This window comes from Paenibacillus sp. GYB004 (assembly GCF_036577605.1).
Lineage (GTDB): Bacteria > Bacillota > Bacilli > Paenibacillales > NBRC-103111 > Paenibacillus_AB > Paenibacillus_AB oceani.
This window is the reverse complement of record NZ_JARBDB010000034.1, coordinates 13,429-33,538: the sequence shown is the minus strand read 5'-3', so window position 1 is coordinate 33,538 and position 20,110 is coordinate 13,429. Positions and strand designations below refer to the sequence as shown.

Here is a 20,110-nt window from a genome sequence, read left to right as displayed (position 1 = left end):
TAAGAGCTGCTAGAGACTGTTATCTGCGCACTGGGCTTTTGGCTTTTGGCATAAAGGCTCTTGGCTCTCAGCCCCAGAAACCAGGGTGCAACCGGCGCTGGCGGCTGTCCGCCGAGCCTTCACAGCACGGGCTGCTGGGCGCTTTCCCCAGAGGGTATCGCCGTAAAAGCCGTCCGGCAAGCCGGCTAGTCTCTTCATTTCGGCCGATTCGTTCGCCCTCCAACCGCCAACCGCCAGCCGCACAACCTGTTCTAGTCCAACTGTACGGCGTGGAACTGATACCCGTTCTCGCGGTAGCTGTCATAATACTTCCTGCCGTTCCGGAACACGAGCAGGTCCTCGACCCGGAAGCCGCCCATCAGAATCAGCTTCTCGATGCCGCTGTTGCGGTTCTCGTGCACGCAGCCCAGCTTGTGCGTCCGGCTGTCCCGGTCCACCTCGAATGCATACCGGATAAACTCGCTGTCGGCATCGCCGAAAAAGTAATGCTCCTCGTACCGGTGCTTTTGCGTATAGTTGTATACATCAAGATGAACGGCCGCTCGCTGCCTCAGCGTATCGTACAAATCCCGGAATAGCTGCTCCTTGGACAGCACCTGGTCCCGGTCGTCGAACCTGACGGTGACGTTCGCTCTGCGGATCAGCTCGTCCTCGAACGACTCGCGGAACGGCTCGTACAGAAACACCTCATTGCGGCACAGCTCGATCAGCCTTTCCAGGAAAGGCTCAGCGCCTTCCTTGAACTGAATCGCTTCCCCTCCGATATACCGGTCCTCGAACCAGAACTCTTCGCCGCGTTTGCCTTGCAAATCTTTGATGACGCCCTGGACGACCGAAGCGTAATATTCCGAGATGTTGCGTCCGAGGTAATCGTCGGCTTCCGATACGCTTTGCCGGCTAACCTCGCGGATCCGGCTTTCCAGCTCGTCAAGCTGCTCGATTCTCGGCCTTACCCGCTCATGCAGCCGGACCAGCACCGCCTCGTACCGTCTCAGCAGCGCCAGCTTCATTTCCAGATACAGCAGCTCCAGCCGCTCGCCGTAGACGTGCTCGAACAAGTAACGGCTAAAATGCTTAAGCGTGCTTTTCTTCATAAAAGGCACACGGCGGAACGGCTGCATATCGACCGATTCCCCGAGCAGCGCGTCGAGCCTGAGCCGCCCTTCCTCGAGCTGCTTCGCCGTCTCCTTGACCGTCTGCCGCAGCTCCTGGTACACGGCCGCATCTTCCTTCTCGTTCGTCCAGGCATAGGCGGCGTATACGCCGAAACGCGGGTTGCCGATAATGTTCCGCTCGAGCGCTTCCCAGCCTTCGCGCTCCAGATCGAGCTGCTCCAGCTTCCGCTGCGCCTTGTCCGCGAACTGCTCGCGGAAAAAGTTTCCCGCATGCCGGCCGTACATGGCTTCCTCGGCTTCCGCAAGCGTCATCGACTTCACTTCATCGAAGGAGACCGGCGAAGCCAGCAGCGCATTCATCTCCTCGAGCTTGCCTCGCTCCGGCATAAGCGTCTCCGCTCTCCGCTCCATCGAAGAGGAATCGGCCTGAAGCAGCTCCACGGCCGTCTTGCGGTCGATCTTGCTCCGCTCCTTCAGCAGCCCGGTAACCGATTGCGTCAGGTGATGCAGCACCGTCAGCGCGATCGCCTTGTTCGGACGCTTTACTTTGGAGAAGCCCGCCGTGGAGTAGACGCCGCCTCCCCCGCTGCCGGAACCGATATGCTGCTTGTAATGCTGATTGTTATACGTCTCCAGTCTGCGGTCCGTTTCAGCGGCCGTCTTCCGGTTTTTTAAGAGGCACAGGCTGCAAATGATTTCGTAGTTCGCCTCCATGCTGCCTTCGACGAAGAGGCCTTGTTCGTTTTTGTCGCTGAGCAGATAGACGAGATCGAAGAGCGGCGCCTCCTTGTGCTCAACCTGCAGCCGGATGCCGTCCTCCGTCACCTGCAGCGGCGCGCTGAAGCTGTAACGGCGGTCCTGAATCCGCTCCAGCTCCCGCATAAACGCTACGCTCACCGAAGCGGAGTAAGCAAAATCCCCGTTCGCCTGCTTCTCCCGGATCAATCCGTACAGATCGTTCTGGATTTGCTGGAACGACTCGCCAAGCACCGCCTTAAGCAGCAGCGCGACTTCCGGCAATACGACATTGCACGGATCGTCCGCCATCGTCACGACCGCGATATTCACCTGCTGGAATGAGGTGTAGACGCGGCCGAACTCCGCGAGTCGTGTACCGAGCTGCCGGACGGTGCGGTTTAGCTCCGCCAGCTTAGCCGAATCGTCGTGAAACCGGCGGTGAAGCTCCGGCCTGACCGTCTTGCGGTCCGCGATCGGGGCATCGAGGCGGAAGCCGAACACATTGTCCCGCTCCAGCGTCTTCTCCGTATACAGATGCAAATACACGACGCCTCTGCTGTTGCTCCACTTCGTTTCGTTCCACTCGTACACAGCGGTCAGCGCATCCAGACTCTTGTCCCCGATAAAGGCAAAGACGAGCGGGTGATGAATGCCTCGCTGTCCGTCGTTCTCATACGCCAGCTTGTCGGCCCGGGCGTCGAATTCGCCGGCGAATGCCCATAGTCTCTCCTTCACGCGCGCTACCTCCACTCGCTGTAAGTTGTGCCGCCGTTTACTGCACCGTTCTCAGCATATCGCTCACTTTCGCCGCAACCTGCTTGTAGAACCGGTACATCTCTTCTCCGTTAGCGTAATCGCCCCGGTCGTAGTCAAGCGCCGACTTCGACTCCTGGTACGCGGCCGCCATTTCCTTCAAGGCAGCGACCAGCCAGGAGATGTCGTCCGAAGCCGTCATCTGCTCGCTCCGTTTGGACGCCTTGCGCTGCAAGAGCGCCTGCCGCTTGGCATCAAGCCCCCGCATCTGCTCGAAGATGACGAACTCGTAAAACTTGTTCACCTTCATCAAATTAACGAACGGTTCCCACGTTTCTTCATCCGCGTCGTGATCGTAGACGTACTGGGCGCCCCGCTTCATAATCGTCTTCGTATACATCGCTTCGATAAACCGGTCGAGCAGCTTCTCCTCGTCCTGGTGCGAATTCAGCACCGTCTCCAGCTCGGCGATTTTGGCGCTGATCTGCTCGTACTTCGCCACTTCCTTGCGCAGGCGCTCGATCAGTTCCGGCGAACGGACCAGGTTTTCCTTGGCCATCTCCTCCGAGGTGCTGTTGAAGATGTCCTTCGTCTCCACGCGTTCGATTCCGTTTTGAAGCAGCTCCTTGAGGCCCGCGATGCATCGCTTCAGCTCGCCGAAGTTGATCTTCCCGCCTTCCAGCTGCATCGGGTACTGCGCGGTGAATGCCTGGATGTCGAACGGTTTCGTCATGTAGCATTCGAACCGGCTGCTCGTAGTTGCAGTGTCGGGCTTCTCCGAGATGCAGCCGAACGATACCGCCTTGGCGAACAATGTTCGGACTTGGTGGTTGTATGTTCGGATGCGGGAGTTGACGTACACGTCGCCCCACGACTTCTCCGGGATCGGCGAGGGCAGATATGTCCAGTTCGTCTTCTCCGTCTGCACGAGGTGGCGTCCGACGCCTTCGGGCTCGAGAATCGTCTTCTCGTAGCTTTCCTCCAGCACTTTCAGCGGGGAATAGGCGAACAGCGGAACGCCGTTTTTTGTATTCAGCCAGAAGATCCGGTTTTTGACCCGGCTTTCCTTGATCGTGAATTTCGTCTTGCCGAGCGCCAGCTCCTTGAAGCCGTTCACGCCCTTGAAAATGTTCGGAGCATCGGCCGGCACGGATACGAATCCGCATTCCGGGAAGTGGAAGCTGCCCGCGCTGTTGCTCAAGTGGAAGACCGGAACTGCCTCGTCGTCAAGCCGCTTGGCGATAATCCGCTCGATCACCTTCTCGATCGATTCGTCCTGCCCGTACTTGATCGCCAGGAAATCTTCCATCGAACGGGTAATCAGCTCTCCGAACTGGTCGGTCAAAAATTCCGAGATCGAGCCGACGATGTCGATATCCTGCTCCCGGATCCACTGGTTCGTCTTGCGCAGCAGCTCGCCGGTGAAGTCGCGGATCAGATCGCCCGCATTTTTGTCGTCCATCATCCGCCCGATCAGCTTCTCGATGTCCGGCACGTTAACGACGTTCCAGAAGTACGTTTTATTGCCTTTGTGGTCGACCTGCTCGTCTCCGTTGATCAGAATGTCGCCGTTTTTCTCGAAGATCCGGTTGAGGGCGTTCAAGATTTCCGTAAAGATCGAATAAATCCGCGAGTTCTGGTCGTTCAGCAGGTTGTACAGATCCTCGTAAAACTCGATCATCTGCTCCATCCGCTCGCGGTCCGCGTACAGGAGGTACTCCTGGATTTTCGCCTCGATGTAGGCGTCCTTCTTCTTGTCGCGCGAGATGAAGGCGCTCCGGGCATCGCCCAGCTTCTGGCCGGCGCTCGTCTTGGCCGCCTCGACGTCCTGGGGAATCCGGTACACGTTCTCCTTCAGCGCTTCGATATACGAGCTGATCAGGTTCAGCAGGCTGTATCCTTTATTCGAGAAAATGGCCCGCGACGCGTAAAACGGCCCTTGCTCCGGATTCAAAAACATCCGGTTGATCTGTTCGGTGAACCGTTCGAGACACGCTCCGGGAAGCTGCTTCTTGGACTTGATATACTCTTCCCGCGCGCGGGACAGGAAGCTTTGCTCCAGCTCGGTATCGATACTGACGACCTGCTGCTTGACGACGTTGTTGTAGCTCAGCCGCTCGCTGTTCTGGTAGCCGGGAATCGGCTCCGGCACCCGCTTGTTGAACTCCCGGTGCACGGAGTCCGGATCGATCTCGAGCTTGCGCGCCAGCTTCTCCACGTCTTCCTGGGAAGGAGCGGCGTCGAACATGCTCTCCATCTTTTTGAACAGCCGGTACGCGAGAAACGTCGTCATCTCCTCGATCGGCAGCACGGCCGACGAAGCCCCGATGACGTTGTACTGATAGTTCGCCGCATACTGCTTCGGCATCTGGGCGATGTTCGTATGAATGTTGCTCATATAGTCGTGAATGGCGAATTCTTCGCCCGATTGCTTCTCTTCGCTGGCCATAAAGGTCGTGATCTTCTCCGCCGTCACGTTCATGCAGTAGTCGTAGCCGTTCTCGAGCAGCGTTCCTTCGAGGTTGGTCGCCGAGATCAGATGTGCGAAGTTAAACGGAGCGATCGGAGAATTCACCGACAAAATGCTGCCGTACTGCTGCTTGAACCTTTCGTTGCGCTCGTTGACGTTCATCCAGTAGTCGAGCTCTTTGAGGGCGGCGTAGCCGTTTTTCTTGATGTACTCCCGCGTATGGTCGGAGATGCTCTTGTTCGACAGGTTGACGTCCGGCATGAACAGATAGCCGAACATATTGATCTTGTCCACCCCGGAGTCGCCGTAGTCGCGCTCGATGAGTCCTCTTGTAATGTAGGCGATGTCGAGGAAGCAGCCGCTTCCGGTGCCGCCAGACAGCCCTGTCAGCAGAAAGACGATCAGCTTTTTGTTCGTGCCGACGGATAGCGCCTTGATCTTCTTCTCGATCGCCTGCACGACCTGGACGATCTTCGTAAACAGCAGCAGTCTTCCGGCTTGCCGGATGCCGGACGCTCCGTTGATGCCGTCGGTGATCAGCAGCTCCGGCGACAGCCAGTCTTTGACGTGAGGCTCGAGCAGGCTCCGGTTCTGAAGCAGGCCGCCCACCTCGGGGTTGGACAGCAGCACGTATTCGGTCAGCGGGTCAAGCCCGATGCCGCGGTATTTTTTATTCCGGTCGTGCTCGTTTGTCTCGAACGCGAGAAATTCGACGTTGTCCGGCTTGTCCTGCTTTTTCTTCGAGATCGGATCTTCCGGCAGCTTGAATCTGCGGTTGATCTGGTATTTCAAGCGGAGCAGCGCGTCGATGCCCGTCCCGCCGAGTCCGATGACCAGCATCGGGTTGTCGATCGTGTCGACCCGGATCTTGTCGCTGACGATCCCGCCGCCTTTGGATACGTCCAACTGCTCGATATGCTCTTTGACGACTGCCTTCATAGTAGGTTCCTCCTAATGGGTATCATCCGAATTAATGAATATAGTCGAGCCAAATCGACTTATGAACGTTTTGCAGCGTAATTTTAATCCGGTCGTTGTTTTTGAGCTCTTTCGGCTTCGTGACGTCGAACGCTCTGCCCGACTTCTCGACCAGGCAATCCGTCTGGCTTATTATAAACACCGAGTCGCTGCCCGGGGTGAATACGATTTTGTCCGTCTCCGCGAATTCGGGCGCGAGCTGAAGCAGTTGATGCAGCTTCACTTTGCCCTTGAAGGCGTTCAGCTTCCTGTATTGCGGGCTGGAGCGCTCTCCCGTATCCTCGTCGATAATCTCAATGACCAGCTGGCCGTAAAAGCCTTTGTTCGCCTGCTTCACATTGCTCAGAATGAACAGGACCAGCGCAAGCAGCAGGATCAGGAGAACCGCTCCGCCGATTACCATGACCCATGGAAACGGCTTGGCCGGTTCGGTCGGCTCCGCGGGAGCCGTAGGTGTCGGAGCAGGCTGCTGGCCAGACGCCCCTTTCGCATTGATCGTTACCGGCGCGGTTTCCCGGAAAAAGCTCGAATCCTCTACGCGCACCTTCGCTTCGTAGTTGTGAGCATCAGCGATCGTGAACGATCCGGTAAAATCTTTGCCGCTGTTCGTCAGCGGCACTTCTTTGGTCTGCTTCGTATCCAGATCGGTGAGCTGCAGAACCGATTTCAAGTTTTTGTACAATTCCGCGTCGGCCACCGGCTGTCCGTTCGACTGAAGCAGCGCGTTCACTTGGATCGAATCGCCTTTCTTCGCTGTCTGAGGCAGCCCGTTCGCAACCAGCTCCAGATCGTAGTTGTAGACGAGATTGATGTTGATTTTGTCCTGGCTGACCCCTTTAATTTGCAGCTTCCAGTCGCCTTGCGCCGGTTTCAGCAGCTTCACGAGCGAATAAGCGGCCGACTTGGAATAAACGACGCCGTCCGACGGCACTTTCCGCTCCTGTCCGGAAGGATCGAACAGCTTCACCTCGACCGGCTTGCCCGACATGATCGAGATGTTCGCTTCCATCACATTGGCGTTCGGGATCGTGACGATAACGTCCTGATAGTCCCCGTTTGCGGTAAATCCGGTGAGCGGCACGACTTTCAGCTTCAGATGGTTGGCGAATATTTCGCTTAAAATTTGCGGCAGCATGTCCGCCGTGCTCGTAACGAACGACTTGCCTCCGGTTTCCTTCGAGATGCCCTCCAGCACGTCCTTATTGAGCTGCCCGTCCGCGTTCAGACCGATCGTATAGATCGGGATGCCGAGATCCTTCGCTTTTTTCACGGCGGCCTGAAGCTCCTGATCGGATTGCTGCTGCGTACGTCCCTTGTTCAAGGAGTTGTTCCCGTCCGAGAGCAGCACGATCAGCGGATGACGGCCGGGCTCTTTGCCCCGCTCCAATACTTTGACCGCTTCGGCTACCCCGACGGCGATATCGGTATAAGGACCTCTCGACAGCTGATCGATAAACGACTTGAGCTCCTCTTTATCTTTGGCCGAGTTGATCGTAAGCGGCGCTTTTTCCCTCATGATCTGGTCGGTATAGGACAGCACCCCGATTTTGTCGCCGCTGATCGAGGCCATATCGACGAATAGCTTCATCGCTTCGTTGGCCACTTTGTTCCTGTCGCTGTCGTTCATCGAAGTGCTTGCGTCCATGGCGAGCACGGCGTCCATCTTCTGATCGGCGTCCGCCGCGTATACAGCTGCCGGGCTTGTCCCCAGGATCAGAAGAACGATGAGGATGGAGGCAAGGGCCGACCAGATGCCGTGTTTGGTTAATTTGTTCACGATTCGCACCCCCGTGTAAGTCTTCGCTTAGTTGCAGAGCTGGTTGTAAGGTTTTGAAACTCATTTCTACCTCTATAAATGTATCGCAATCATGGCGGTCCGGCAAAGAAGTGGTCAAACGTGCGGACAGATAGTACAATGAATGTGTGTCGAAATGGGTCGGAATGCTAGAATTGACAAGTTTATGATACCCTCTAGAAGCGACAATTTCCATCGTTTTCTGCCAATTCGCCCCGCTTCGGGCGGGCAATCGCACAATTTGAATGAATGGGAGAGTAGACCGACTATGCTGACTTACATCCTGTTGATCGCCGCAGCGATATACCTTCTAGTAAAATGGGCGTTTTATCACGCCTATAAGAAAAAAGCGATAACCCGCGAGCAGATCGATTCCTCCCTGATCAACCGATTGAAGATGGGGGACAGCGCCCATGCCGACTAAGCTCGCCGTCCAATTCCGCTCGAGCAGGAACACGTCCTGCGCCTTCGAGCGTTTAAAAACTTGCAAAAAATGCGGAGCCTACTCGGTCCTGTTCGACGACCGCTGTAAGGAATGCGGAGCAACCGGGAAGTTCATCCCCGTCGCCCGCTACATCGCCTCCCTGAACCGGGTGCTGCCGATGGCGGAAGCATTCGGCGCGGTCGCTCTTGTGGCGCTGGCCGTCGTTCTGGCGAACGATTGGATGCAGATCGCCGCCGCCGGGATCGGAGGAGCCGCGTTCCTTGCCCTGCTCTTTCTTCTCCGCAAACGTTACAAACCTTACGCCGACCTGTACCGGTTCCATGAGGTGCTCGTCGATCATACCCCGGCTATCCTCAAGGGACTCCGGGCCGACCTGCAGGAAGCCGACGGCGATATGAGCGCTAACCATCCGAAGGAGGCGTATGAGAAGCTCCGGGAGATCGGACATTTGTTGAACAACGAGTCCATCAAACAGCGCAAAATCGCCTGCCTGCGCCGCTTCTACATCCGTAAAGACATGGAGCTGGAGCTCGATCCGCTCGTCCCGAAAAAGTTCGATCCGGAATTCGTCCTGTACATGCGCGATGCAGTCAAAGTGAACAGGCAGCTGGTCCGGCACAGCGCGCTCGATTATGTCGTCGCCTTCCGTCCGCAAATCGAAGCGATGGAGGGCGGCCGGGAATTCCTCGTCTCGATGGCCGGCAGCGCTCTGCGCATGAAAAAATATGTACAGATGTACCCTCGCTTCATCATTGATTACTTAGACGAATTGCCAAAGGAAAGGTTTCATCGGTTATGCAAGCTCCTAGCGGATACGCCGGTCCAGCAGCGCAACGAGCTTTACGCGAAATGCAAAGAAACGGCCCAGACCCGTTACGCCTCCGATCCTGATTTCCAGGGAATGTTTTAGAAAGGAAAAGACGTTATGCAACTTACCCTATCCTATAGGAACGCCTTACGTCTGCGGGTTGCCGCTTTCGTCCTCATGCTCGTTCTGCTCGGCGTTGCGGCCTGCAAGCTGTACAACGGCTACATGAAGGTGAAAGACTATGAGCGGGCGCTCCTGCTGTACGCGGAACAGGACTGGGTGCAGGCGGAATTATACGCAGCCAAAGTCGTGCAGAACCGGTGGATCAGCTACAAAGATACCGATATAACGCAAAAGGCGGACGAGTTGAAGCCCGTGACCGCCATCCGGCACGAGCTCAGCCAGTTGGCCGGCCGAATCCAAAGCGCGGATCGCAACGGCGAGCTTCAGGCGCTGATCGGCGTCTATGCCGAATACGGGGAGAGGAAAAAGGCGGCGCTCGCCGAGGAAGGTCTCATTGCCGAAAGCTTCGCGGAATTTGCCGCAGCGGACGGCATCGAGGACGAGCTGGCGAATGCGCTGGCGCGCGCCGCGGAGAAGGCGGAGAACGAGATCCGCACCGGGATCGCGGGCAAGTCGTTTTCGGACGAGCCGGCCATCGCCCTGATGCTGCTGCCCGCGGATTTTTACGGCGGAGAACGGCAAAAAAACGAGAAGATCCGTACCCTGCTGACGCCTTACGATTCGGCCCGCATCGACGCGTGGAGCGCCCAGAAAGGAATCGCCGATCTATTCAACGAAGGCGGACGGCTGAAGAAGCTGTATGAGCAATACGGCAAAAAAGCGGATTGGCTGCTCCCGAAGGTCGAGCAGGTCGTGTTTGCCCGGTTGTCCGCCCAACTGGCGGCCAAAGATTGGGCTACCTTTTTCCAGACGGCCAAACAATTCGAAGCGGCCAAGGATTGGGCCGTATCCGGCTCCAAATCGTTAAAGCTGATTCAGGACAGCTACAAAAGTCAGCTTGCGGCCGCCGATCAGCTCGTTAGCGCCGGCAAATTTGCCGGCGCTGTGGCTCTGTACGAGACGCTCGGCACTTACCGCGATACGTCCGCAAAGCTGAAGGACGCCGAGCTCGCTTGGGCGACGGCCGATCCGAAGCATCTGCTGCAAAAGGCGATGCCGGACGCCGCATTCTCGAGCGTCGTAACGGGCCAGTCCCAGTTCGGCGCGCTTGTGTACGCCGCCGGGATTACCGCCGATAACAAGCTCGTGCTCGTCCAAATGAAGGGCGATAAAACCGTGGACACGCTGGAAGCGTCCTTGGACAAAAACGCGAAGATCAAGGAGCTGCGAGCGGCGGAGAGCCCCGCTCAGCAAGGAGCGCAGGCACTGCTGCTGCAAGCGGCCTCGGCGGACCGCGCCTCCCGGTACATCGCCTACGACTACACGTCGTCCGGGCTGCGCAAGCTGTTCGATTTCGAAGCGGACGGCTACCGGGAGGAGCGCCCGGGCGTCCTGGCCGTCGACAACGATACCGGCAAAGGAGCGGGACGGATATCGCTGTACGAATACCGCAGCGGCCAATTCGCGTTCAGCCGGGTCAAGCCCGACTTTACGGACATTAACTTGGCCGAGCTGAGCAGCTACAAAAACGTGAAGGTTCGTTTCCGCTGCACGATCTCCACGGTCGACAACGATAAAGCGTTCGTCGTGCAGGGCGGGCAAACGATCGTGCTCACCGGGATGAAGCTGAAGCCCGGTCAGGCGACGATTACCGGCATCTGGACGGGCAGCGAGGACATCAAGCGCGGAGAATGGACGGTCAGCGCGATGATCGTAGCCGTGTCGGAGGCGCAGCAATAGATGCCGGAGCATCAATCGGACCGCCCTGCTCTCTTTGACTGAACGATCGTGGTGGAAGTTTCATTTCCTTTATCGCTAGGGCTACATGCATAAATAAGGGATAGCGGAAGCTTTACTTCCCCTATCCCTCCCTACCGGGCCTCATTCGGCCGCATTTTCAAGAAATAACGGCAGTTTTTCTTCCGCTTTGCCCTACTTTGCAGCTGTACGAATCGATTAGAGGAAGTAAGTCTTCCGCTGACGTTCCAGATCGCCTGCTCCTAGTGCGGATGGGCGGTCCCGGCGGTCGAGCCTTTTTTCCGTCTCCAATCATACGTATCTGTTCTGACATCGAGCTTATGACCATTTATTGTAACGGTGTGGTCGTCTAACCAAGTTACATTGGTTTGCTCTTCACGATAGCCCCAGTACATATTCTTCTTCGATCCTTTTTTATTGTCTACCAACTCGCCTCGAATCGAATAGCCTGTTGTAGCTCCTCCATTTACCAGGTACATATTGATCGTATAGCTTTTGTTGGCGGAATCTATCTGTTTTACTAACTCACCCTCAGGTAAGTGACTTAATGAGAAAAAAAAGGAATAAATGAGATAGCCAGTAATGATGCTAATAATCGACAATAAAACTGCTATACCAATTAGCACTTTTCTCATATTTTATCCTCTATAACCGTAATTATGAATACCATCAACCATTAGATGTTATTATATAGTAAATTTCAGAGGAGTTGTTTTATTTATCAAGGAGGAATCTATCTATGTATTTAGCTGATAGATGGGTCGAGGCATATTTCGAAAAAGTAGGATACGTCGGAATCGTAGCTATTATTTTCTATACACTTTTGATACTTTTTATTGACATCCACTGGAACCTCAAGCGCGATCCGTTTAGCCTCCATCGTACCTGAACGTCTGGCTCCTCTCGATGTCCAAACACTTTACAGAAGGAAGTTATACTTAGTACATCAGCTATAAACAACCTTGGTACTAGAGGGATTTATATAATACTATGAAGAGCGTGAAGTGCATCCTGTTTATCTTTTAAAAAGAATACCTGCTTGCCATTGTTACACTCATAAATAAAATCCTTCAAGCTTTTGCTGTTATACTCATCGAAATCTCCAACAATAGCGAGCTTAACCTTGTAGTTCGCATATTTCTGCAGTACATCACCTGCAAGACCGGTTTTTAGCTCAAAGAAATCTTCCGTTATGTTCGATTTGTTGATCAATATTTTATAGCATCCATTGTTGTTATAACTAATAGAAGCCATTAAATCCAATGCATCTTGAACATCGTGTATGATGACGTCAGTGCTATCTGCAATTGCGACCTTTGAATCACCATTTTGGTCGATATATATATTCATTTTTATTCCACCTTTCGTTGAGAAATTGCTATTCACATTGTCGGCCCAACTCCCGTTAGCGCAACGAGGCAGCCCCACATTTTGGCTGGCTGCCGTCGTGTAACGATTGAGCTATCGCTCCTTGGTTGAATAAATATCGGTATGCAGCAGCAGAAACCATTAGGAAAACGGCTAGCCACACCATGATTATTAAGCCCCCTGCAAGCCAATTTTTTGGTTTCCCAGCCTCTATCCGTTCTTCCGCTTTTAAAATGCACTCCTGCATCACAGCACTTGGTATCATCTTCAATGCTAACGCAACACCTAACGGAATCAGTATCAGATCATCCAGATATCCTAGAATAGGTATGAAATCTGGAATCAAATCTATCGGACTAAAAGCATAAGCGACAACACACATGGCGAAAACTTTTGCATACCACGGTGTTTGTTTATCCTTGTATGCAAAGTAAAGAACATAAACTTTTCTTTTTAGCTGTTTGGCCCATACCTTTAATTTATCAAACATACCCGTTCACCTTGACGTTTTCCACTATCATACCACACACTGCTGCTCGATAGCGCAACGATTGAACGATCGTATTCCGTCCTACTGGTAAGGACCGGGATCTTGACTGTTGCTTGTCCTGTTTCCCATTTCGATACGGCTTGAGCAGTAATCCCCAATAAGTCTCCCAACTCCTGCTGAGTAAGTTTACGTTCGATCCGGAGCCGTCAACCGTGAATGGGATGAGCGAATCATCCGCAACGACCAAGTCCTTGATGCCGTGCACGTGCCCCCGACGATCGACGACACCGCCCCGGTTCAGCGGAGCCATGCGAAGCGAGCCCTGCTGATGGTGATTATGGCCGAAATTTTCCTTAATAAATTCCTCGAGCTTGTCGTCGCTATCGATAATATCCAATGAAGGATCGGATCCGGCAGGAAAGCGCCGCCTGTAAATAAGGCATTCGGGTCGGTATTCGCCGGGATATCGTTCTTATTGACGCTAAATACGGCGGAATTAAGCGTATGATTACGGAGATGCTGTCCAACGTTCGGATTGTCGACTACAACCGGAATGCCCGCCTTCCGAAGAAGCGATGAGGGGCCTATGCCGGAAAGCATCAATAGCTGAGCGCTGTTGATTCCTGCGGACACAATGACTTTTTTGCGGCAGTAGGCGCGGACGCATTTCCCTTCCTTAAGAAACTCTACGCCGACAGCACGTCTTTTCGAAAACAGTACGCGAAGCGTAAAAAAACGTTCTTCAAGCTCAAGTGCGTCGGGGCATCGTTATCTTTATTTTCACCTGCTTCCAATACAAGGACCGATGTTTTGCGATCGTCCGACAGCGTTTTGGCAATGACTGCCCCAGCTGGACCGGTTCCGATTACAACGTAGTCGAATGTCCATTTTTCGTTTTCCTGTGCACGCTTCATTCCCGCTAATCTCCCTCGGTTTTTTATTCTGTATTAGGCTAATGCAGTGTATTGCTGTTGGAGATCAGTTGTGCCGGGCTTACCATAAAAAAAGAGCGGACTTCCCTCCCGGGAAGTTCACTCTTTGAATGTTTCGAAAGGCCTTAACCCAAGAAGGCTATCGACCGTTTCGTTTTCCTTGCAAAAGCGATGGGATTATCGATGGACTCCCAGTGAATGTACATTAATCGGGGATTCTCATTCAACCAGTGGTTGTGAAGAGCCGTTACTTTAATGCCGTTTCTTTGAAGGTTGCGGATCAGCCGGTTGGCCTGATTCTGAAACAGCTGTTTCGCCTAAACAAAGCGCTCGTCCCGATCTATCCAGGGATTCGAAGGAAAACAGCTGGTACCGAACCAAAGGCGAAGTCGTTCGTCTTCCCAAAATGGTCGCGTTCAGTCTTCTAGACCGGCTGACAAAACAAACGGGCCCTGGGTCGATTTCATGTTCCCCACCTAATATTCTCGAGAATTGGTTGCATAATCTGATGAATTGCGGACTTGCTTTCACATTTGCCATAATTAACCTCCTCACGGGTTTGAAACATCGTATTACCGTCCCGAGGAGTTTGGCTATGCGAAAACCCAAATTATCAGCATTTTTTAGTCATAGCTTGTAATCCTACAACGGCCCTTTTTGTTTTTTTTGAAATCTTCTTACTTTCCCGCTTTACAGAAGCCCTTAATATTTCAGTTTTGGAATATAGGCGATTGCCGTTTCGTGACAAATCTGATTCCCCGTAGATTGATCCTGAACGTACCTCAATCCAAAAGGAGCTTAATGATGGAAATTCCTGTTTCCGGGTTCATAATGGGATCGGGGGGCATGACGATCAACATTCTCACCAGCTGTATATGAAAGTTCGCCAAAGCAATGAGCCTCTCGACCCAAATGATCTCAAACTTGGCATTGGAGGAGCCCGCGTTTTGCTTTATAATGAAAGGGATTTCACTTCGCTGCACAACATGGACAGGAGGAGGAGCGAGCAGATGGGGAAAACGATGCTCTCTGGCCTGCATCCGCGTGTGAAACTCAGCATCTACTGGCTTGAGAAAGAACGTTTTTTGCTATATGAGGATACATACGACATTTGGGTCATGTTCGCGATCGAGTCGGGCTCGTTTTATTATGAGATCGGCGACCAAAAAGGCTCCGCGACGTTCGGCGATCTGGTGCTTTGTCCGCCAGGCGTCCCCTTTCGCCGGGTGATCAATACGCCCCTTACGTTCTACTACTTCGAACTGACCTGGCGTCCCTCAGACGAAGGGCCGCCCCATGATGAAAGCATGCTGCCGATCGGAAAAGTTAGCCTGTTTGACACGAGCCGCCTTACCCATAACTACAATTTGATGCGCAAGTGGCAATCTTGGCCTTCCGATATCAGCTTGCCGCAGTACTCGCACTATTGTCTGGATATATGGCTGCTTTACTGCGATGAGCTCGGAGAAGGCTTTATGCAGAGCATTTCGTCCAAAAGCATCCAAACTGACCCGCTGATGCAGGAAGCGCAGTCGCTGATTCAGCAGCATGCGTTCTCGCAATTGAACCTGAGAACGGTCGCGGCCGATCTCGGTATTTCTCCGGCGCAGCTGACCAAGCGGTTCAGCGCTTGCTACGGGATAACGCCGCTCCGTTACTTGACCTCGCTGCGTCTGGAAAAAGCGAAAACGCTGTTGCTCGAAACGCGCATGACGATCGACAGCATCTCCGAATGCTGCGGCTACCAAAACGGCTTTTACTTGAACCGCGTTTTCGTCAAAAATGAGAAAACGACCCCGTCGCAGTATCGAAAAGCGAGCCGCCTGTAGGCGCACGCAACGAACAAGGCCCCCGAACTCCTTCGCAATCGCGGAGAATCGGGGGCTTCTTCTGTTCGCTTACTCCGAGCCTCCGCCAGCAGTCACCATCGGCGCAATCGTACCTCCGGCGATGCTGCGGATACCGGTCGCGGTTGTCGCCTCCAGCCGGTACGTGAAGCTCTTCGAGCTGTCAGGCACTTCGATAATGGCCTCGTACGGATACACGTTCGTCGTCTCTACCTGCTCCGGTCCGTCGCCGATCCGGTAGTAGAAAGATACGCTCTGCGTCTGATCCGGCTTATCCGTCATATACACATAGGCATAATACGATTCCGGGCTCATCTGGAGCACCATCGCTTTGCCGTACGCGTGCTCGGATACGGTCTGCCCGAGGTCGGGGTTTCCGTCCAGCACATAGCTCATCCGGGCAAAGGCAGGCTCCTGGACGCCAGGGATGCGCAATATCGCCGCGCGCAGGCTCTTGCCCGGGATCGTCACTGCAAAGCTGCCCTGAACCACATCCACTTCCGTCATGCCGCCGTTCGGCTCATACAGCTCCGCCTTGCCGGAATAGCTGCCGCCTCCGGGCACTTTGCTGCCCAGATACACCTGGGCTGTGACGCTGTCCGCGCTTTCGTTGAGCAGCGCGACGCCGAGCACGCCATTTTTGCGCGCCGCCAGCCAGTCGAACTGGATGCTGTCCGTCGTGACAATGCCCTCGTCCAGCCAGGGCCACATGCCCTGCTCTCCGAAAAACTGCCCCGGTTCATGACCGTACTGATTCGAATTAAAGTAGGCGTATCCCTGCTGGCGCAGCGAAGGGAAGGCGATACGTCCTTCCGACCAGAGAAGGGTCTGATTGAACAGGAAGTCCTCCAGCATCGCCAGGAACGGCGGCAAATGATGCCAGTAGATGCCCGTGTAGTCCGGCCCAAGCAGCGGGTAATCCGCCTGCTGCTGGAACGTGGAGAACGTATTCTGGTAGTAGCCGGAATAGTTGGCGAACCGGCCGACAATCGCGTTGCGCGCCGTATCGGCAAAATACGTATCGCCCGTATATTCGGACAGCCGCAGCAAATCGCCGACCCAGCTCGACATAATAATGTTGGAGCTGCGGCCGAAGGTAGACGCCTGCTCCAGACCAAGTCCGACGCGCGACGGAATCCATGCCGGCTCCTGCGTCATCTGCTGCTCGATCCGCACATTGCTTGCCAAATTGCCGGGATCTCCCGTCGGCCGGCCGATCCGCTCCTGCTGATCGCCATGCCACCAGAAATTCGGATTGCCTTCATTGCCATAATGGAAAACGCTTTTCAACTGATTGATATCATTGACCGTAACCGGCTGGTTCAGCTTCGCGCCGTCGATTCCCGGCACCCACAGCGTCGTTACCAGCCAGCGGGCTACCTGCTCCGCCACCGCCAGATCCTGCAGATCGCCGGTTGTTTCATACAAATCCAGCAAGGACGCGAGGTTCGGGTAGTAGGAGATATAGATAAAGCTGGACCAGTTCACCGGCTCGGTTTGCGGCTGGTAGACGACATTGGTCACATACTGCTGCGCCTGCTGACGGGCCTGCGTCAAATACGCCGGATCGCCGGTATATTTGTACAGCGCCAAATTGTTGGCGAAGGCAGGGATCGAGCCGTACGAGTTCGTGACCGACGACATCCCCTTCTGCAGACCGTATTCGTACAAATACGGCACGGCACCGCGCGTCATTTCGTACAAGCCGCCGACGACATTCAGATTGTACCCGCTGATCGGATCGCCGATCGGCTTCGGCACATCGCCGACCTGATGAACCCCGCCCTCATCGTTCGTCCGGTTGAAGTGCAGCCCTTTGCGGGTCAGCAAATTCGCCAGAGTCGGAATCGCCCGGCGGGTCAGCATCTCCTTGTCCTCGGTCAGCAAATAGTCCTGAAGCGCCTGCATCGGGTTCGCTGACGAAGTCGTATTTTTGCCTTCCATATTATAGTGGGCTTTGTCGTACGGGTCCCAGCCGCCGAAATGATCGTCCAGCATCAGTTGCCGGGTATTAAAGATCGCGTCGTTCAGCGTGCTCGTTACGTTTTGACGGTAATCGTGGACGCCGAACAGATCCTGGGCCACGAATTTGTACGTATCGTACCAGTCCGCCACCTGGCTGATCACGCGATACTGAAGCGTGTAGCTTTGCTCAGCGGCAAAGTTCGCTTCCGGCGAGCCGAGCACCGGTGCGAAGATCGACCCGCGCGGGCTGTAGCCGGTGCCGCGCATCGTGATCCCGAACGCGCCGTTATTGCCGTATACCCAGCGCAGCGGAATCCAGGACGGCTCGGCGGCGATCCCCTTCGTTACCGCTCGGCCAGGCGCATAGCTGTTGTCCGGGCCGAGGGTAATCGTGCCCATCGGCGTAAACAAATGCTGCTCGGTCATCAGCCCCGCCTCGGGCGCAATACGCTTGCCGAGCACCCGGTAAGGCGCCAGGGCGAACGAATAGCGGTCATCTGTAAATTCCCGGCCTTCCCACGCGCCGATCGAATAACTTCCCGCCTCGTGGAAAGTCGCGCCCACCGTTACTTTCGGCGCCGGATGGTTGCCCTCCAATTGCCAACTCGCGCTGAAATCCGCCAAAGGCTGGTCGAACAGCAGCTCTACTCCGCCCTCCGGCGTCGTCGCGTAATCGACCGGAATGAACCAGTTTATCCGGCCGGACTTATACAGATCGGTGCCCGCATACCCTTTTTGCTGAGCGGCAGCCGTGCTGAAGCGGCTTCTGAACATATACATGTCCTGCGATGTGGAGACTGTCGAAGTCGCATCGGCCGCCAGCACGACATAACCCAGCTCCTCCGAGCGGTCCTTCGTCTTGATCCACACGCCCTCCGACTTGGCATACACTTCATTTTGCACCACTTGGCCGTTTGCCGACGGCACCTTGTAGAAGACGACCTTGGTATGGTCGTTTTGTATCGTCGTACTGGCGGTCGGCGCTGCATCGCTCAGCGCCCAGGCCGGAAAACGCTCTGCTTCCCCTCCGAGCGGTACAGCCAGCTGCAGCAAGGAATTGTACGATTCAGGCGGAGTCGCCTGCAAATCCGCCGTCAGCAGCACCGCGTCCGCGCGGGCAAAAAAGCCGGACGTATCGTACAGCTCCAGCGTATGCGCCCCGGCCGCAAGCGCCACCGTTCCACCTGACGCCCATCTGAAGCCTTCGTAACCATGGGTACCGAACGTTTGAGGCAGCATCTGCCCGTCAAGCCCGACATGGAAGGAGCGCGTTCCCGGCTGGTTGGTCGCGAAATCCCGCGAGCGCACCCATACGTTGTACGTCCCGGCCTGATGGACCTGAAACGAAGCGACAGCCGGCTCCGTCGATTCCGGATCGCCGTCCTCCGGCGTAGATCCCGCGCCGCTCGGGTTGACGCCCCGCAGCAGCATGCCTTCGAAAGCGCCGTCCACGCCGCTTTCCATCGTCCACGTACCCAACTCGTCAAAGCTGCCCGGCCGGAACAAATACGCGTTCGCCGGTATATTCGCCACAATCACGGCCGTTTGCCCCCCTTCGTCCCAAGCCGTTAGCGCCCCGAAATAGCGGCGCACAAATTCCAGCGGCGCAAACGCCGCTCCTTGCTCCCGGATAACCGGATGCGCGAGCGAGACGTTTCTCCCGTTCACGCTGGCCATATCTTCCCCGGGCCGCACCTGAAAGCGCTGGCCGTTGCGCAGTGCCGTCTCCTGGTACGTCGCCGCGTCCACCGACACATCCGCGCCCAAAGCGGCGAACACTTCGCCGAACGGCACCATCACCGTTCCCTGCCGAATCACCGGCTCCTCGTTCAAGGTGACATAGCTGCCGTTCAGACGCAGCGCAATATCGACAGGCGGGCGATTCGGATCGGGTTCGCCGTTCGATACGCTGCCGGGCACATACCTGTGATTAGCGGCCAGCCATTGCAGTGCGGACGCGCTTTCTTCGGCGGTAAAGTCCAGATCATCGGTCAGGACGACCATATCGAAGCGGGCGTAGTTGCCGCGAAAATCGAGCGCCTCCAGATCGTATTCCCCGCGAATCATCGCCAGCGGTCCGCTGGACTCCCAATACCATCCGTTATTGCCGTGCGCGCCGTATACGGCCGGTTCCCTCGAGTCCAGCTTCAGGTGAAACGGCCTTACGCCTGGACTGACCGCAAAGTCACGGGAGTGAACCATCATTTTGTAAAAGCCGTCCGCGGGAATGCCGTATTTGGCCAGCGCCGGCGTGGAGCTGTGGTTCTGACCGTCCGTCTTGCCCATCATAATAGCGGAAAGCGGGCTGCCGCTCCGATCCGCCGGGTGCGTCCAGCTGCCCATCCGGTCCGCAAAGCTTTCCGCCGTCAGCACGATATAATGTTTGCCCGGCTTGATGTCGGGCAGCGGTCCGGAATCCGCCCGCGCCGAGTCTGGGCCTAAGCCCATCCCCGTCATCAGCAGCGCTGCCGACAGCACCAGGGCCGCCGTCTTCTTCAAGCGCATCTTCATCATTACACTCCCTC

The 20,110-nt window shown here is 55.4% G+C and carries 13 protein-coding genes and 2 pseudogenes; 4 read left to right on the top strand and 11 right to left on the bottom strand.

Annotated features, from left to right (window positions below; all coding sequences use genetic code 11):
• Positions 1-251: 251 nt before the first annotated feature.
• The 3 genes from PV433_RS14635 to PV433_RS14625 are packed head-to-tail and all read right to left on the bottom strand — an operon-like array spanning position 252 to position 7,831.
• Positions 252-2,588, bottom strand: a complete 2,337-nt coding sequence (locus tag PV433_RS14635) for a hypothetical protein (RefSeq protein ID WP_332072825.1) — start codon at positions 2,586-2,588, stop codon at positions 252-254.
• Positions 2,589-2,625: 37 nt separating this feature from the next.
• Positions 2,626-6,015: a tubulin-like doman-containing protein gene (locus PV433_RS14630; protein WP_332072824.1), complete on the bottom strand. Its 3,390-nt coding sequence runs from the start codon at positions 6,013-6,015 to the stop codon at positions 2,626-2,628.
• A 31-nt stretch (positions 6,016-6,046) separates the two neighbouring features.
• Positions 6,047-7,831, bottom strand: a complete 1,785-nt coding sequence (locus tag PV433_RS14625) for a vWA domain-containing protein (protein WP_442951526.1) — start codon at positions 7,829-7,831, stop codon at positions 6,047-6,049.
• A gap of 286 nt (positions 7,832-8,117) precedes the next feature.
• Between PV433_RS14625 and PV433_RS14620 the strand changes: the two genes are divergently transcribed.
• From PV433_RS14620 to PV433_RS14610, 3 genes are read left to right on the top strand one after another with little or no spacing between them, the layout of a single operon-like run.
• Positions 8,118-8,273 carry a hypothetical protein gene (locus tag PV433_RS14620; protein WP_190932071.1) on the top strand — a complete coding sequence of 52 codons (156 nt, stop codon included), beginning with the start codon at positions 8,118-8,120 and terminating at the stop codon, positions 8,271-8,273.
• The gene (locus PV433_RS14615; protein ID WP_332072823.1) at positions 8,263-9,204 is read left to right on the top strand and encodes a hypothetical protein; all 942 of its coding nucleotides are present in this window, start codon (positions 8,263-8,265) and stop codon (positions 9,202-9,204) included. Before PV433_RS14620 ends, PV433_RS14615 begins: the two co-directional genes overlap by 11 nt.
• Before the next feature lie 15 nt (positions 9,205-9,219).
• Positions 9,220-10,965, top strand: a complete 1,746-nt coding sequence (locus tag PV433_RS14610; RefSeq protein ID WP_332072822.1) for a hypothetical protein — start codon at positions 9,220-9,222, stop codon at positions 10,963-10,965.
• 260 nt (positions 10,966-11,225) lie between these two features.
• On the opposite strand, the gene PV433_RS14605 is transcribed toward PV433_RS14610, so the two are convergent.
• The 7 genes and pseudogenes from PV433_RS14605 to PV433_RS14580 form a co-directional block, all read right to left on the bottom strand.
• Complete coding sequence (locus PV433_RS14605; RefSeq protein WP_332072821.1) at positions 11,226-11,618, bottom strand: DUF5412 domain-containing protein; 393 nt, start codon at positions 11,616-11,618, stop codon at positions 11,226-11,228.
• Between the two features lie 343 nt (positions 11,619-11,961).
• Positions 11,962-12,333 carry a DUF4180 domain-containing protein gene (locus PV433_RS14600; RefSeq protein ID WP_332072820.1) on the bottom strand — a complete coding sequence of 124 codons (372 nt, stop codon included), beginning with the start codon at positions 12,331-12,333 and terminating at the stop codon, positions 11,962-11,964.
• A 55-nt stretch (positions 12,334-12,388) separates the two neighbouring features.
• Positions 12,389-12,841, bottom strand: a complete 453-nt coding sequence (locus PV433_RS14595; RefSeq protein WP_332072819.1) for a YkvA family protein — start codon at positions 12,839-12,841, stop codon at positions 12,389-12,391.
• Complete coding sequence (locus PV433_RS14590; protein WP_332072818.1) at positions 12,826-12,999, bottom strand: hypothetical protein; 174 nt, start codon at positions 12,997-12,999, stop codon at positions 12,826-12,828. Before PV433_RS14590 ends, PV433_RS14595 begins: the two co-directional genes overlap by 16 nt.
• A gap of 35 nt (positions 13,000-13,034) precedes the next feature.
• Positions 13,035-13,567, bottom strand: a pseudogene (locus PV433_RS14585) (GMC oxidoreductase); the annotation flags it as partial.
• Positions 13,528-13,755, bottom strand: a complete 228-nt coding sequence (locus tag PV433_RS34095; RefSeq protein ID WP_442951525.1) for an NAD(P)-binding protein — start codon at positions 13,753-13,755, stop codon at positions 13,528-13,530. The gene PV433_RS34095 and the pseudogene PV433_RS14585, both read right to left, overlap by 40 nt.
• A 143-nt stretch (positions 13,756-13,898) precedes the next feature.
• Positions 13,899-14,313 (bottom strand): annotated as a pseudogene (locus PV433_RS14580) (DUF1259 domain-containing protein).
• 470 nt (positions 14,314-14,783) lie between these two features.
• On the opposite strand from PV433_RS14580, the gene PV433_RS14575 reads away from it, so the two are divergent.
• Positions 14,784-15,602 carry a helix-turn-helix domain-containing protein gene (locus PV433_RS14575; RefSeq protein ID WP_332072817.1) on the top strand — a complete coding sequence of 273 codons (819 nt, stop codon included), beginning with the start codon at positions 14,784-14,786 and terminating at the stop codon, positions 15,600-15,602.
• A gap of 69 nt (positions 15,603-15,671) precedes the next feature.
• Here the strand turns inward: PV433_RS14575 and PV433_RS14570 are convergent, their stop codons facing one another.
• A complete protein-coding gene (locus tag PV433_RS14570; protein ID WP_332072816.1) occupies positions 15,672-20,099 on the bottom strand; it encodes a stalk domain-containing protein in 4,428 nt (1,475 codons plus the stop codon).
• Between the last annotated feature and the right edge of the window lie 11 nt (positions 20,100-20,110).

What these genes read in the sequence shown, in the direction of transcription:
- PV433_RS14570 (WP_332072816.1), bottom strand. Translation starts at nt 20,099, where the DNA reads ATGATGAAGATGCGCTTGAAGAAGACGGCGGCCCTGGTGCTGTCGGCA.
- PV433_RS14605 (WP_332072821.1), bottom strand. Translation starts at nt 11,618, where the DNA reads ATGAGAAAAGTGCTAATTGGTATAGCAGTTTTATTGTCGATTATTAGC.
- PV433_RS14600 (WP_332072820.1), bottom strand. Translation starts at nt 12,333, where the DNA reads ATGAATATATATATCGACCAAAATGGTGATTCAAAGGTCGCAATTGCA.
- PV433_RS34095 (WP_442951525.1), bottom strand. Translation starts at nt 13,755, where the DNA reads ATGAAGCGTGCACAGGAAAACGAAAAATGGACATTCGACTACGTTGTA.
- PV433_RS14615 (WP_332072823.1), top strand. Translation starts at nt 8,263, where the DNA reads ATGCCGACTAAGCTCGCCGTCCAATTCCGCTCGAGCAGGAACACGTCC.
- PV433_RS14595 (WP_332072819.1), bottom strand. Translation starts at nt 12,841, where the DNA reads ATGTTTGATAAATTAAAGGTATGGGCCAAACAGCTAAAAAGAAAAGTT.
- PV433_RS14630 (WP_332072824.1), bottom strand. Translation starts at nt 6,015, where the DNA reads ATGAAGGCAGTCGTCAAAGAGCATATCGAGCAGTTGGACGTATCCAAA.
- PV433_RS14620 (WP_190932071.1), top strand. Translation starts at nt 8,118, where the DNA reads ATGCTGACTTACATCCTGTTGATCGCCGCAGCGATATACCTTCTAGTA.
- PV433_RS14575 (WP_332072817.1), top strand. Translation starts at nt 14,784, where the DNA reads ATGGGGAAAACGATGCTCTCTGGCCTGCATCCGCGTGTGAAACTCAGC.
- PV433_RS14610 (WP_332072822.1), top strand. Translation starts at nt 9,220, where the DNA reads ATGCAACTTACCCTATCCTATAGGAACGCCTTACGTCTGCGGGTTGCC.